14 protein-coding genes are annotated in these 14,928 nt (G+C 44.5%); 1 reads left to right on the forward strand and 13 read right to left on the reverse strand.

Annotation, left to right across the window (positions count from 1 at the left end):
- Window positions 1-6: 6 nt before the first annotated feature.
- The 10 genes from QFZ81_RS23935 to QFZ81_RS23980 all read right to left on the reverse strand — a co-directional run bounded on the left by QFZ81_RS23935 (window position 7) and on the right by QFZ81_RS23980 (window position 10,167).
- On the reverse strand, window positions 7-822 hold the full coding sequence (locus QFZ81_RS23935) for a carbohydrate ABC transporter permease (protein WP_307440925.1): 816 nt from the start codon (window positions 820-822) through the stop codon (window positions 7-9).
- The gene (locus tag QFZ81_RS23940; protein ID WP_307605073.1) at window positions 819-1,703 is read right to left on the reverse strand and encodes a carbohydrate ABC transporter permease; all 885 of its coding nucleotides are present in this window, start codon (window positions 1,701-1,703) and stop codon (window positions 819-821) included. Before QFZ81_RS23940 ends, QFZ81_RS23935 begins: the two co-directional genes overlap by 4 nt.
- Window positions 1,704-1,775: 72 nt before the next feature.
- Entirely contained in the window at window positions 1,776-3,086 is a 1,311-nt protein-coding gene (locus QFZ81_RS23945) for an ABC transporter substrate-binding protein (protein ID WP_307605075.1), read from the reverse strand.
- A gap of 629 nt (window positions 3,087-3,715) precedes the next feature.
- Window positions 3,716-4,843 carry a Gfo/Idh/MocA family protein gene (locus tag QFZ81_RS23950; RefSeq protein ID WP_307605077.1) on the reverse strand — a complete coding sequence of 376 codons (1,128 nt, stop codon included), beginning with the start codon at window positions 4,841-4,843 and terminating at the stop codon, window positions 3,716-3,718.
- A gap of 17 nt (window positions 4,844-4,860) precedes the next feature.
- Window positions 4,861-5,301 (reverse strand): MaoC/PaaZ C-terminal domain-containing protein, encoded by a 441-nt coding sequence (locus tag QFZ81_RS23955; RefSeq protein ID WP_307440921.1) that lies wholly within the window; start codon window positions 5,299-5,301, stop codon window positions 4,861-4,863.
- Window positions 5,302-5,323: 22 nt separating this feature from the next.
- Window positions 5,324-6,157, reverse strand: a complete 834-nt coding sequence (locus QFZ81_RS23960; protein WP_307440920.1) for an amidohydrolase family protein — start codon at window positions 6,155-6,157, stop codon at window positions 5,324-5,326.
- 6 nt (window positions 6,158-6,163) lie between these two features.
- Entirely contained in the window at window positions 6,164-6,688 is a 525-nt protein-coding gene (locus tag QFZ81_RS23965; protein ID WP_307440919.1) for a MaoC family dehydratase, read from the reverse strand.
- Window positions 6,681-7,847 carry a CaiB/BaiF CoA transferase family protein gene (locus tag QFZ81_RS23970; protein ID WP_307440918.1) on the reverse strand — a complete coding sequence of 389 codons (1,167 nt, stop codon included), beginning with the start codon at window positions 7,845-7,847 and terminating at the stop codon, window positions 6,681-6,683. The genes QFZ81_RS23965 and QFZ81_RS23970 overlap by 8 nt, the downstream gene beginning before the upstream one ends.
- 11 nt (window positions 7,848-7,858) lie before the next feature.
- Complete coding sequence (locus tag QFZ81_RS23975) at window positions 7,859-9,016, reverse strand: CaiB/BaiF CoA transferase family protein (RefSeq protein ID WP_307440917.1); 1,158 nt, start codon at window positions 9,014-9,016, stop codon at window positions 7,859-7,861.
- Window positions 9,016-10,167, reverse strand: a complete 1,152-nt coding sequence (locus QFZ81_RS23980) for an ABC transporter substrate-binding protein (RefSeq protein ID WP_307440916.1) — start codon at window positions 10,165-10,167, stop codon at window positions 9,016-9,018. The genes QFZ81_RS23975 and QFZ81_RS23980 overlap by 1 nt, the downstream gene beginning before the upstream one ends.
- A gap of 143 nt (window positions 10,168-10,310) precedes the next feature.
- On the opposite strand from QFZ81_RS23980, the gene QFZ81_RS23985 reads away from it, so the two are divergent.
- Window positions 10,311-11,021 carry a FadR/GntR family transcriptional regulator gene (locus QFZ81_RS23985; protein ID WP_307440915.1) on the forward strand — a complete coding sequence of 237 codons (711 nt, stop codon included), beginning with the start codon at window positions 10,311-10,313 and terminating at the stop codon, window positions 11,019-11,021.
- A gap of 389 nt (window positions 11,022-11,410) precedes the next feature.
- Here the strand turns inward: QFZ81_RS23985 and QFZ81_RS23990 are convergent, their stop codons facing one another.
- The 3 genes from QFZ81_RS23990 to QFZ81_RS24000 all read right to left on the reverse strand — a co-directional run bounded on the left by QFZ81_RS23990 (window position 11,411) and on the right by QFZ81_RS24000 (window position 14,567).
- On the reverse strand, window positions 11,411-12,238 hold the full coding sequence (locus QFZ81_RS23990) for a carbohydrate ABC transporter permease (protein ID WP_307440914.1): 828 nt from the start codon (window positions 12,236-12,238) through the stop codon (window positions 11,411-11,413).
- 14 nt (window positions 12,239-12,252) lie between these two features.
- Entirely contained in the window at window positions 12,253-13,143 is an 891-nt protein-coding gene (locus tag QFZ81_RS23995) for a carbohydrate ABC transporter permease (protein WP_307440913.1), read from the reverse strand.
- Window positions 13,144-13,217: 74 nt separating this feature from the next.
- Window positions 13,218-14,567, reverse strand: coding sequence for an ABC transporter substrate-binding protein (locus tag QFZ81_RS24000; RefSeq protein WP_307605079.1), 1,350 nt, complete (start codon window positions 14,565-14,567; stop codon window positions 13,218-13,220).
- Between the last annotated feature and the right edge of the window lie 361 nt (window positions 14,568-14,928).

Raw genomic sequence — 14,928 nt, forward strand, 5'->3', positions numbered from 1 at the left:
CGTTAACTATCCTTTCACGGCTCCTGCCGATAATCCGCTAACGATATATTTTTGCGCAAATAAGGCGATCACTACGACCGGAAGCGTGATTATGCAAGCCGCTGCCATTAATGCCCCCCAGTTGATGGCGTTGCCGGAGATGAAGTTGAACACGGCAATCGGAAGCGGCTTTGTTTTTTCCCCTGCTAAAATCAGCGAGAACATAAAGTTGTTCCATGAGAAAATGAACGCCAGCAGCGACGATGTCACTATGCCTGGCATGGAAACTGGCAGAACCATCTGGAAAAAGGTGCGGATTTTGGAGTTTCCGTCGATCCACGAGGACTCTTCCACTTCCTTCGGAAACGTCTCAAAAAAAGGAAGCATGACCCACATGATAAAAGGCAGACCGATCACCATATGGCTAAGCACAAGGCCCGTGTACGTATCCACCAGATGGAGCTTATTGAACAGAATATACCAAGGAACCAAGTAGGTAATACCCGGAATAATTTTGGCGATCAGGATGGTCACTGCAAAATATTGCATCCGGTATCTGGCAATGGCGTATGCGGCCGGCAGTCCAAGCAGAAGCGACCCGGCGGTAGAAACGGTGGCTACGGAGAAGCTGTTTATAATGTATTTCAAGTAGTCGTATTCTTTAAATACGGTGATATAGTTTTTAACCGTCGGTGTAAACATAAACAAGTGCTGTGAGGATAACACCTGAACTTGCATTTTAAATGAGGCGGACAGCATCCATAAGAAAGGGAACAGAAAAAACAGAAGTACCAGGATATTCACAAGCGTAAAGTTTATACGCACCACAGTCGATTGCCTCATTGGAGTCCACCCAGCCTTTTCCGAATCGCCATTAGTAACAGGATCATGAGCATGATGAGGAGAAAGAACATAATCAGCAGGGCCGACGCGGAGCCTAACTTAAAATTAACGAACGCCAAATCGAAGATCATCAAGTTAAGTGTCTGCGAAGCAAAATTAGGTCCGCCCTGGGTCGTCGCGTAGATGGTATCGAAGGTTTTAAGCAAGTCAATCATTCGCAGAATGACGGCTGTTAATATGGTCGGCATGAGCAGCGGCAGTGTGATATGAACTAGTTTCTGCAGCGAAGAAGCTCCATCCACATCGGCCGATTCATACGGGTCCGAAGGAAGCGTGGCAAGCCCCGCGATCACAATCAATGCGATCAACGGCGTCCACTCCCAAACGTCAATGACGATGAGCGAAGGGATCACTTGCGTGATCGAGGCAAGCCACTCGTTCGTCGGCAAGCCGACTTTTCGCATCATTTGGTTTGCCAGACCGATAGAAGGCTCATAGATCAGCAGCCAGACCAACCCGATGGATACAGGCGTTGCGACCATGGGAAGCATCATGATCGTCTTGACGACCTTCTGTCCGGCGAAAGATCTGGAGAATAACAAAGCGACGGCTACTCCTAACACCGTTTCCAAAACCATGCTGACGGAGGTGTGATAAAAGGTAAGTCGAACCGAATTCCAAAATTTAGCATTAGCCAAAAGAGACGTATAATTATCGAGTGCCACCCATTTGGGCGGCGAAATGGCTGACATGCTCCATTCATACAAACTGATCTTGACCGTATAAATGATCGGAAAAGCAACCATCAATCCAATAAAAAGAACAGCCGGTAAAGTAAACACCCATCTAAGATGACGATCCAACCAATTCATTAACACCATACCGACTCCTTTTTAATAAAATAGCAAGCCTAAGAGCGATCTAAGGCTTGCCCTCGTTCAATTGATTGGTGGTTACTTCGTTTTATCTTTATCAATAATGGCTTGGAATTCGCGATTCGCTTGATCCGCAGCACCTTTAATATCTTCGCCAAGCATGGCTTTAACCGCTATGCTTCCGATGGCATCCCGCGCTTCACCGACACTAATGACCTGCGGTACGTTATAACCGACGCCGATCTTCATGGTTTCCTGAATGGCTGCAGCCAGATCTGGCGGATAAGTCTCGGTGCCTTCCTTCATCGCCCATACCGAATTCCGGGCTCCCGACACACCGCTGCGTTGGATCTTGAGCACATTCTCTTTACTGCTGGCCCATTCCATAAATGCCCAAGCCGCATCTTTATTTTTCGCTTTCGGATTCATCGCCAGCGACCATGCTGCGATGCTGTAAGGTTTGGCCCCGGCGGATCCCGCTGGAAATACAGCGAAACCGACATTATCTTTGACCAGCGACTTCTCTGGGTCCGTTGTATTTTTGTAAATGGAAGCTGTTTCCGCATAAAATGCCGATTTGCCCTGTGCAAATAACCCTGCTGCTTGAGGCCAGCTCATATTCAGCGTTCCTTGGGGACCATAGTTTTTAAGCAGATTCGCGTAAATCTGGAACCCGCGTATCGCTTCTGGCGTGTTGACAGCTGCCTTATCGCCTTTCATAAAGTCGCCTCCTTCGGAGAAGACGAACGAGGCTACGGCGGTAACCAGGGCGTTGCGTTGCCCCCGGCCGACAATACCGTAGAAATCTTTCCCAGGGTCATGCAGCTTCTTGGCCGCCGCTTCCAATTCAGTCAATGTTTTCGGAATCGGTATATTGTTTTTCTGCAGGATGTCTTTCCGGTAATACAGAACAAACTGATCCGTAAATATAGGGATATACATGAGCTTGCCGTCTATGCTGGATGCATCTATTGCCGCCTTGGAAAAATCGTTGAAATCGTAGCTGGCATTTTTCTTCACGTAACTATCCAGCGGTGTTGTCCAGCCGTTTTTATAGAACAATATTTTGTCCATATAAGGGCGGGACATAAATATGTCAGGTGTTTCCGAATTCGAAGTAAACTGAACCGCAAGCTTTTGCTGCAATTGGTCCTCAGCAAACGCCTGCACGTCTACTTTCATCCCCGTTGACTCTTCAAATTGAGGTAGCGCAGCTTTTATCGAATCCGTCCATTGATGGTTTAGAGCAAAAATAGATAGTTTTTGACCTGCAAAAGGTTTTGATGCTGTTGACGTGGTTGCCTTATTGTCACTCTGACTACATGCTGAGGTGGTCAACGCTACTACAAGCGTCAAGGCCAACAATTCGCTTGTTTTCCGAATGTTCATTGGTAAACCCCTTTCGTCTGCTTCTTTTTTATCCTGTTTACAATTTTCATTTTATAATTGAGTTGGACGGAAGGATATAGCAATAATTTAAGATATATATATCCATTTTTATCCTGCATACCTCCTGTTAAAGTGCCCGCCTGCCCTGAAATGCGATATACCCGTCGAATCTGGGCCGCATGGAGCCCATGTCAAGCGTACGCTGTGTCTGAGCAAAAAAGCCATTGGACATCAGGTTGACCTCTGAATCCAGCCAGACGTTATGGTGCCCTGGCTGCCCCCCATTCAAGAAAAAGGCTGTGCGTTGAAATGCTCTGTCGGCCGATCTCGAGAAATTGTGCCGCCAGGTCGGCATGCCCGGTACCCGCGGATATGGCAAGCCCGACTCCTCCGAGCATGCTCCCTCTTGGGCCTACCTCGCCGATTGAATATCACAGTAGCGAATTGGAGAATGACTCGATCGACTCGATCAATCAATTATATACCGAAACATAATTGACACCATTTTTTACACATAAATAAAACTTTACATATGACGTCATATATGAAAAAACCAGTCAGCAGTAGTTATTGCTAAACTGGTTTTTCGCACAAATTACATGTCGTATAATATGGTAGTGGTGTAAGAATTAATTAAAAAACGATTTCTCTAAATCAATTTCCTTGAGCCAAATTGGGCGATTTTCTTCCATCGACCGATAAGCAGCAAACAACGTCTGCAGCGTCAGCAAATTATCTTGAACACTATTTTCCGGCTCGCGCTCTTCTTCAATGGCACACAATAATTCTCCCATCGTGCCTAAAAATGCATCCGGAAACCATCTGCCTTCAAGTTCCGGTGTAAACCAGTAGGCTGGATCGATCTGTCGAGAAGTAAAGCTCAATGTATCTTTCTGGCCGATTGGGTAATTATACAAAGCCCCATTGGTACCTTTGATCACGCCTTCAGTTCCCTCAAAACGAAAGGTAGCATACCAATCATCTTGTCCAGCAATATTGTTATGATTGTCGTGAATGAGTCCTCTTGTCACGTCACCAGGAAATTTCATATGAATCAACGTGCGGGTTTCACCTTTACATACTTGATCTGGAAATTTGGCTCCGTCAGCGTAAACGTATTCTGGCGTTCCCAATAGGGAGCGAATGGCATCAATATAATGGATGCTGTGATACATCAACTCCGGATGATCAATTTTCGTAATCCATGGCCAAAGTGACCAATCTGTATTCACATTTACTTGAATCGTGGCTTGTGTAACCTGCCCTAACCAACCTCTTTGAATGATTGTACGGCTAGCGCGAATACCCGGTGCCCAGCGCAATTGCTGATTAACGGCTCCTTTAATACCCGCTGACTCGCATGCTTCCACAATACGTTTGGCATCTGCATACGATTCGCTAAGCGGCTTTTGACAAAGTACATGTTTGCCTTTAGCTGCTGCACGCTCTACCACTTCAAGTTGAAATTTAGCAGGGATGGCAATATCAACAATTTCGATTTCGGGATGATCCAATAACTCGTCTAGTGTTCCGAATATGTTTTTGAGTCCAAATTCACCTGCGACTTTTTCTGCATGAGCGCGATTAGTGTCATAAATCCCGACAACGTTCAGACCACCCATCCGATAGGCGGGCAGATGGCAGGCTTGAACAATAGCGCCTGCACCAACAATACCGATTCCCTTGCTTTTATTCCGAGGTACCTTGGGTTTGTAGTCTAAATCTAGATCTAGCAAAGCACTTTGCTTCAGTTCCATAGTGATCACCCCTTCGCCTATTTCTTCTTCACCAACAATAAGTGAGCGCAAGCCAGGACTACTTGATTCTGTTGATTGAGTACTTCTACCTGTTCGGTTACGAGTCCGTAAGCTGGACGCTTCAGATATTCTTCTTTGGTGGAAATTGTAGTGCGAACACGAATCGTATCCCCGATATGCACAGGTTTAACAAACCGAAGCCGATCGTAACCATACGAGAATGCCTCTGGATTCATTACGCCGGCAGACATTCCGATCCCTACACTAAATATGAGAGTGCCATGAGCGATGCGCTCTCCAAAATCCTGCGTTTTACACCATTCGGCATCCATATGATGCGGGAAAAAATCACCCGTTTGACCCGCGTGCATAACAATATCTGTTTCGGTAATCGTTCTACCTAAGGTCATCCGTGAAGAGCCTACTTCATAATCCTCGAAAAATAGAGTCTGGATCATTTTATTATTCTCCATTCATCTTTTATAATCGATAAAATTGTGCAGCTGTATGTCCAAGCACAGCATCAATTTCGGCTTTCGAGCGAACTTCTAGCGCTTTGTTTGTTTCATTCCATACTTTAGCGTAATCACCGGCCAAATTCGCTACAGGCCAATCACTGCCGAACATGAGACGTTCCGCTCCGAATATCTGGAAAGCAAAATCTATATATGGTTTAATATCTGTTGCCGTCCAGTTTTCCCAATCTGCAGCCGTATTAAGCCCAGATAATTTGGCATATACATTCGTGTAAGAAGCCGCTTTCTTCATCTGACTTGCCCAAGGCTCCATCAGCCCATCCTTAATTGGCGGTTTTGCCAAATGATCAATGACGATTTTTAGATTAGGTACTTTTTCAGCAAGTGTCGATACATGCTCTAGATGTCTTGGTAAAACGGCCACGACATCAAAACTCAATCCAAATAATGCCAACACCTTCAATCCCTCAATGACATCATCCTGCACGACCCAATCTGGATCTTGCTCCTCATGAATCAGATGGCGGACGCCTTTAAATAAAGGATTTTTTGTATACAGCTCTAGCTTCTTCGCAGCTTCGTGCGGTTTATTCAGCGGTACCCAGCCTACTACACCCCCTACCCAATCATGCACGGCAGCGGTTTCAAGCATATAATCGGTATCTTCATATGAATCCATCGCTTGTACGAGGACCGTTTTATCGATCCCAGCCGCTTTAATTAGCGGTTCGAGCTCAGCTGCTTCAATTGTGCGATATAAAGGTCCATATGCAGGTACTAGCCACGGGTAGGCAACTTTATCCAAATTCCAAAAATGCTGATGGGCATCGATTCTCATCTCTCATCATCCCTTTTTTTCGATTTGATCTTGCCATTGTTCCGGATTTCGGTACTTTACCGTTTGTAAATGTTCACAATAGAGGACGAGCTCGCCTTCATTTTTATACACTTCGTAACTGACTTTGACTAATCCTAACTCTTTGTACTTAGGACGCTTCTCCAAATGCGTACGCACCGTGTAGATGGTGTCTCCGATAAATACGGGTTTAATGAAACGAAGCTTATCATAACCATAGCTAAAAGTATGAATGTTGTTATGTGCCATCAATCCTAGACCTACGCTGAACACAAAAGCCCCGGCAACTAATCTACGCTGAAAAATGCCTTCTTCTTTGGCAAAGATTTCGTCAGCTACGTACGGGTGCATATCCATCACTAAAGCGTTAAATTGCATACTCTCCCCTTCTGATAGCGTACGGCGCATGGAACGAATCTTTTTACCTACCTCAAACTCCTCATACATCCAATCTTCCGTATTAAACAAAGGGATATCTTGATGTGGACGGTTAACATTTTTAATTTCAGTCATTTCCTACCAGCTCCTTCATGATTGAGTTATTATCCGCACCGAGCTTCGGTGAGCCTATGGATGATGTGAAAATTTGCCCGTCTATTCGGATCGGGCACCTTGTAGTTAAGAGGCTTGTGCCATTATTACGAGTGACCTGTTGTGTCATGTTTAATAATAGGAATCCTTCGTGCAGCAATAACTTATCCCATGACATCACGTCAGCACACCAATAATCTGCGCGTTCAAGGACGGATAGCCATTGCTGTGTTGATTCGTTCTCTAGATGCTCCGCAAGGATTCGCTTAATTTCATCTCGCTTAGTTGCCCATTCATTTGGATCGGTATAGGTCAATAAAGCTTTACATTCAAGCAGCTTACCAAGTTCTAGAACGGACCCCATTGCCAGTGCGACAAAGCCATCTTTGGTCTTGTAGATACCGTAAGGGGCCCTCAAATAAGCATGCGCATTATGAATGCCGCTTCTTTCGGGAAGCTTTCCGCCATCGTTCAAATACGTTGTCAGCACTTCGAATTGAAAATCCAGTGTAGCCTCAAGCAAACTTGCTTGAACGAAAGACCCTTCATTAGTAACTCCACGTCGCACTAAGCAAGCTAAAATACCTTGCACAAGTTGTGCGCCTGCCATCATATCTGCAACAGCTAAACCAAATGGCATAGGGGGCTGGCCTGCATCACCGTTAAGCCATGCGAGACCAGTTAACGATTGTACGAGCAAATCCTGCCCGGGTCTGTCGCGCCATGGACCTTCGTGGCCATAACCTGTAATTTCACCATAGATGAGTGTAGGGTTTATTTCATTAACTCGCTTGTAATCCAGTCCAAGCCGTTCCATAACGCCCGGTCGAAAGTTTTCAATAAGTACATCCGCTTTACGAATTAAGGTTTTAACGATTTCAAGTTCATCCGGATTTTTCAAATCTACCGCGAAGCTTTCTTTATTCCGATTAATGGAATGAAATAACGTGCTATCTCCGTCCAACTCCATATTGGAAATATATAAAGTTCGACATATATCACCTGTTCCGGAACGCTCGATTTTGATCACCCTTGCACCGAGATCGGCTAATCGCAAAGCAGCAGAAGGTCCGGAGAGGAACTGACTGAAGTCCAGTACGAGAATACCATCCAGCGGTTTGTACGTAGTAGTTATTGTCATGCTGTCACTCCCTATAGGCTCAATTCGCTCAGAAGAAATTCTTTATCCAATCTTTCGTTATCTTCACCGATACGCGGGGCCCATTTGTCTGATTCAAGTAGGGCTTCGTTAATCCGAATCGGACATCGTGTCATTCGTAGGCTAGGGGATCCGGGTCTAGTGATTTCCTGAATCATGTTCAGCGTTTTAAATCCATCATGTTCAAGCAATCGATCCCATGTATAAACATCTGCGCACCAATAATCAGCAGGTTCAAGTACCGCAAGCCATGCTTGTGTTGTTCGCGTCTTAAGGTGAGTTACTAAGATACTCTTGATTTCATCTCGGTGCGTGAACCAGGTTTTCGGATCGCTATATGTCACTAATGCATCACATTCCAGGAGTTCCCCAACCCTGATAATCGAGCCCATGGCAAGCGCAAGATACCCATCCGCCGTTTCATAAATTCCGTATGGAGCCCCTAAATAGGCATGCGCGTTATTTAAGGAGCTACGCACAGGAAGTTGTCCGCCATCATTCAGATGCGTGGTCAATACCTCAAACTGAAAATCCAAAATCGATTCGAGCAGACTAACTTCCACCAGCCCGCCAATACCTGTGCTCCCACGACGTACAAGACAAGCAAGAATGCCTTGAACTAAATGTGCACCTGTAAATAAATCTACTGCAGCAAGTGCAAAAGGAACCGGAGGTTGATCCGCATTTCCATTGAGCCAAGCTAAGCCGGATAACGATTGGATTAACAAATCTTGACCTGGCTTTCCTTTCCAAGGTCCTTCTTTCCCATATCCGCTAACACTGCCATAGACTATTTTCGGATTGATTAGTTTCACACTTTCATAATCTAAACCTAGTTTTTCCATCGTTCCTGGGCGGAAATTTTCTATCATTACGTCCGCATGTTCAATTAACTTTTTTATTTTAATGAGATCTTCGGGGTCTTTTAAATTCGCTTGATAGCTTTCCTTATTTCGGTTGATCGTATGGAATAATACGCTATCACCATCCGATAATAAGTTATTTAAGGACAATTGGCGGCAAGAGTCACCGGTTTCAGGCCTTTCTATCTTAACCACTCGCGCGCCAAGATCCGCAAGACGCAGTGCAGCAGATGGTCCAGAAAGATATTGACTGAAATCCAGTACTAAAAGTCCTTCAAGAGGTTTCATCAAAGATTCTCCTTTAGTGATTCACGATATAAAATATCCATCCTTGCCAATACTTCTTTTGGATTACCGCCATGACGAATATAATCTCGGACTAAATCACCTGCATGATCTTGAAAATGAAAATATCCGCTGTAACGAGGACGCATATAAGCGCGGTCCAATGCAGGCAAAGTGTCTTTGTAATAATTTTGTGTTTGACGGTTAACCTCTTCATCCAACCATGCATCTCTGTGTCCTGGCTGACCGCCGCTCTCGAAATAAATTGTTTTTTGGATATCAGCACTAGCTGTAAACATTGCAAAGCTTAATGCATCATCCATTTGCATGCAGTTGACTGAAATAGCGAGCCCCGTTCCGCCTAAGGTTGATCTTAGTTTTCCATGACCCCCGATAGACACCATGTCAGTAGAACGCACCGCATATTTGGAGTAACCTCGTCTGGCATAATTAGAATATCCGTAAGCAAAAGGACAATAATAAAGATCATCACGCGTAGACATTGCTTCCATAACCTTAATTGGATTCCAATCTAACATTTCCTTTGTGCAGTAATTCGTAAGTTCTCGAAGCTGATCCAGCACCTTAAGCCCCATATCTGTACTGACAACGCTTTCTATATTGAAAAATGGCTCTTCGCCTTGCGTGTAACAAAGCATATAAAAATTCATAAGCGTATCAATGGGAATTCCAGCAAAAGCAACCTTACCTCGCTTAGCTAACCCAACTAAGTCTTCCCACGTTGCTGGCAAATTAAGTCCATCATTTGCAAATAAATCCGGTCGATATGATGCTACAGGCGTTGCTGCATCAACAGCTAAAGCACTTTGATAACCGTCAAAATTATAGCTTAGGTGTGATTTACCTACTGAATTTACGGCTTGATCGGCCATAAACTTGCGTGGAAGCACCTGATCCAATGGAACCAAAATGTTTTTATCAGCAGCAAACCCAGCCCATGGATGGTCAATAATTAATAAATCGTATTGCTCGGCTAACATTTGAATCGGATAATCCGCAAAATGCTGTAGTGAACGTTTATCCCACGTAATTTCCACATCTGTATGCAGCTCCATATATCGTTGCGAAGCAGCTACAACTGAAACATAACCTCTTGTATGGTTCCAAGTAATACCACGAAGCTTCTTAGTCATAGTTTAAACCTCTCCATCTTCATTGGTACTACCAGAGTACCATTATCATTACAATATCATAAAACCTTGTTACCCTCAATCATTTTCAGTATAGTTTAACTATTACGAATGATTTAAACATGATTTATTGGAGGTCCTACCGAATGTTAGATATAAAAGCAGTCAAAAAAGTTACCGTTACTGAGCAAATTATGGAGCAAATTGCCGGTATCATTACTTCAGGCCAACTTAAGCCTGGTGATCAACTCCCAAATGAAAGAGATCTTGCTGATAAATTCAAGGTGACTCGGGGCCGCGTTCGTGAAGCACTTCGCGCTTTGTCTCTTGTCGGTTTGCTTACCATAAAAGCAGGTGAAGGCAGCTTCGTAAACGAACAACAAGCCCCTTTTTCACCTGAAACGATTACTTGGATGTTTTATAGCGAAATTCATAACTTGGATGAAGTGTATGCCGCTCGAAAACTAATCGAATCCGAGGTATATCTCCTTGCTGCGGGTAGAGCAACACAAGATGAACAAGATCATCTTCTCCTGATTCTTGATGCGCTTGTCCAAGCAAAAAATGAGCATAATCCAGCTGAGTTTTTAGATCTATTAGATCAGTTTGATATTTACATGGGAGAAATTTGCGGCAATCGCATTTATGCCAAATTGATGCAAACCGTTGTTCATTTACGTAGAGAAACAAGTTTGAAGCTATTGAAGGTACCCGGAGCGATCGAAAGCAGCACTGAAATACGTAGTTCGTTGATGCTTGCTATTCATTCCAAGGATGAGAAACGAATCAAAGATTCAATCCATGCTTTTTTCGAAAATTCGAAACGGTTCTATGACAATATTATTGGCAAAGCATAGTTCACTATAACGGCACAAAAGTGGTTGAATTTTCTTTGAGCTTAACCCGATTGGGGGAACTTTTGTGCTCGATGAAGCTGATCATAATAAAGCGACTCCGCGAGGCGGAGCCGCTTTATTTATTCAGAATTGTCCTCATTTGAGCTAATTGTTCACACTGTACACATGTTGCTTCTTTTTTTAAGGTTTTTAAGGTAATTCTGACTGAACACTTATGTCATCGTAATAAACAGTACCCGACTCACCGTAAACCTGATTTCCGACCGGCCACCCCGACGCGAACACGAGAGTCAAGAGCATAAGTTACAGTAACAATTTGCCAAAAAACCTTCTCGACATAAATTGCCTCCTAATATCGTATTTTTGATTAATACTGCGAATTTATCTATTCAACCCTTCACAGCAGAACTGACCGTCAAAGCGCTTTCTACTTGTTCGGTGAAGATCAGGTATAACACGACCATCGGCAAGCTCGCGATCGTCATGACAGCGCCCATTCCGCCCCAGTCGGTCGCATGAAGGCCTTGAAAATAGATGAGCCCAATCGGCAAGGTCATAAATTGTTCTTTTGTAATCAATATCGACGCCAAAAAAAACTCATTCCACGTCCCCATAAACTGAAGAATAACAATGGTTGCGACTGCCGGAGTGAGGATCGGCAGAATTATGCGAAAGAAAGCGAGATAAATCGAGGCGCCATCCATACAAGCCGATTCTTCCAGCTCTTGCGGAATCCCTCGCAGGAAGCCGTAAAATATCATCGACGCAAAGGGCAGCCCGAACGCCACGTAAGGGATCAATAAAGCGCCGTAAGTATTCGTCAAGTGAAAATCTTTCACGATAATCGCCAAGGGAATGATGATGACTTGAATCGGAATAAACATGCCGATAATCATGTAAATCCGCACCGCTTCTCGAAATTTCCACCGAAGCCTGGCAATTGCATATGCAAACATGACGGCGAAGAGGACAACACCGATCGTCGTAATCGTAGAGACAACCATACTATTGGCGATATAGGTGGGGACACTGAATTTATTCCAGGCATTCACGTAATTCTCGAATCTGAAGTGCGTCGGTATTCCGAAAGGATTGGTTACGAAGATTTCATCGTTGTTTTTCAACGAATAGAAGACCATCCAAATTAACGGATATACGGAAATCACGAAATAAACCCATAAAAAGGACTGCAGGACGATTCCGACGATTTTGTTCATACCATGACTCTCCTTTACCCCTGTTCCAATCCGGTTTCTCTGCTATCAAACACTTTGTTGATGATAATGGTGACGATTAGGCTAATCACTATCAACAATACCGAAATGGCACAAGCATACCCGTATTGATTGCCCGAAAATGCGTTCCGGATGATCATGAACGTAATCGTATAGTTTGTCGTGCCTGGGCCGCCATTCGTCATAATAGCCATTTGCACATAAGCACCTATCCCTGCTGTAATGGCAATAATATAGCAAAACTTGAACGTTTCCTTCATCAGCGGGAGCGTGATGTGCCAATGCGCCTTCCATTTACCCGCCCCGTCGATTCGAGCTGCTTCCGTATAATGCTCAGGAACGGATTTTACGCCAGCATAGAGCAAGGCAAACTGAAACCCCATATATTGCCAAGCGTTGACGAAGGCAATCGCAATAATCGAGACGCTTGGTGAGTTCAGCCATTCTTGGCGGTAATCCATCCCGAGTGCTTGAAACAATTTATTGATGAGTCCGTTAACCGGGTCATACATGGAAAGCCAAAGTTGACACACGACGGTGACCGAAAGCACAACGGGAATAAAATAAGCGGTTTTCAGCACTTTCCGGCCTTTCACCGTCGGGTCCGAGCAAATAAGCGCCAACAACGTGCCTAGACCGATTTGGAAAACGACCAGAACAAGGGCGAATAAAAGTCCATTCCGGAGTGAAGTGGTCAATAAATAATCTTGGGCAAGATCGATATAATTTCTGACGCCAATAAAAGTCGCTTCGCTAAGGCCATCCCATTCAAAGAAGCTGCGGTAAAATGTCTGAAGAATTGGATAAAACACGATTACGCTATATAGAACAATCGCCGGTGTTAAAAAAATTAAGATTGCCCGTTTGTTTCCTAGGTATTGTTTCATCTCCATGCTCCCTTTCTTTAAAAAGACTCACACCAACTTACACGTCGATGTGAGTCATAAGCTACTGTAAGGATTTATTTCTTCAGCGTTTTATTGAGATTTGCTACGAATTGATTCGCCGTAAATCCGGAGACTATCAGGTTCTGCGAGTTGTCGTCAATACTCAGATTTACGTTCGTATCATTCTGCACGGTCGCGAAGCTCGTAATATTCGGGATCACTTCTTTTCCGAGACGAGTCAGCATCGCAGGCACTTGCGCAGTGATTGGCTTATCGACCTTGATCGATACAATCGGCGTGCCCACTTGCGTGTACTTGTACTCAGCATATTTACGTGCCATGAACGCAGCTACTTTAATCGCGACTTCTTTGTTTTTCGTTTTTGCGGAAACTGCGAAGCCTCCTGGACCGCCCGCTCCGTTCATTGCAAACTTTGCTTTTTCATAGGTGGCTTCGTCTTTCGCCGGGAAGTTCATGAAATCTACGTTGTCTCCCAGATTTTTTTGCGAGCTCGGAATTTCCCATTGGCCATTGACGAACATTGCCGCCTTGCCTTGGTAAAATAGCGAAGAGGCTTGATCGTAATTCGTCTGGGTCGCGTTCTTCGCGAATAATCCTGCGGCTTGCAGCTCCTCCACTTGCTTAGCGGCCAGCTTCAGAGCAGCCGGCGTTTCCATTGCGCCATTGAGGGCGCCGTAGCCTTTCGGTTCCTCGCGAGTCATGAATCCTTGCAATAGTGCGTTGCCAATCCATTTTTCTTTTGAGAAGATCGCGAGCGGAATGATTCCCTTCGCATTGAATTTTTTAGCGGCATCCTTCAATTGATCGATCGTTTTGATCGGCGCCTGTACACCTGCTTCCGCAAACAGTTTCTTGTTATAATACAAGATGATAAATTCAGTGCCGGCATACGGATAGCCGTACACGTGGCCGTCCGGCGCAATCAATTTAGCTTCGTTGCCTTTGTTCAAATCTTTCTTGAATTGCGCCGTTTCCGGGGCATCATCTAACGTTAGAATATTGTTCGACTTGCTGCCGATCTGCATGATATCCCAAGAGGTGTCGATGATATCAGGCAAGTCTCCTGTCGCCATTTGCGTTTTGATTTTTTGACCATTATCCTGCAGCCCAGGCACCAAAGTAACTTCAATGTTCGGCATCGCTTTTTTCAGCTCGGCGACCGCGTAATCGTAAGGCTTGGAAGTGTCATCGTCGAAATGATTGGTAAAAATGCTAAGCTTAACAACAGGATCGGCTGGCGCTGCAGGAGTTGTCGCTGCAGGTGCAGTAGGAGTCGCCGCAGCAGATGCGACAGGCGATGCTTTTGAGATTGCGTCATTCTTCGTTTCCGATCCACACGCTGTAAGTGAAACTGTCATGATTGATGCGAGTGCGATGCTGCTCAATTTCGTCCAGTTCTTCACTATAAATACCCCCAATAATTATCAGATTTTTGAAGCGCTTACATGACTGATTCTAGGGGAAAATCGCTTTCGCCATAAGGTACGTTTACGCATTATTGCGTACAAATCCCCCGTTTTTCAGGGGACAATTTTCATTCGGACGGCCATTCTTCCCTGTCGTATTCGGTTTCTTAGGCCTCTTAGCATAAATTTCTATCTTCTTCAGTTAATCCAAAATAATGATTAGATTAAAGGTAAAAAAAAGCCGCAAAAATTCGAGACTTGTAATGAAATGGACAATGAATAAGATGGTCTAGTGATTATGGATGATATCGTTTCGATCTTTCAATCGCGCTTCCTGCGGGCATCCAGCCGGTTCGAA

Origin of the sequence: Paenibacillus sp. V4I9 (genome assembly GCF_030817295.1) — a bacterium.
Lineage (GTDB): Bacteria > Bacillota > Bacilli > Paenibacillales > NBRC-103111 > Paenibacillus_E.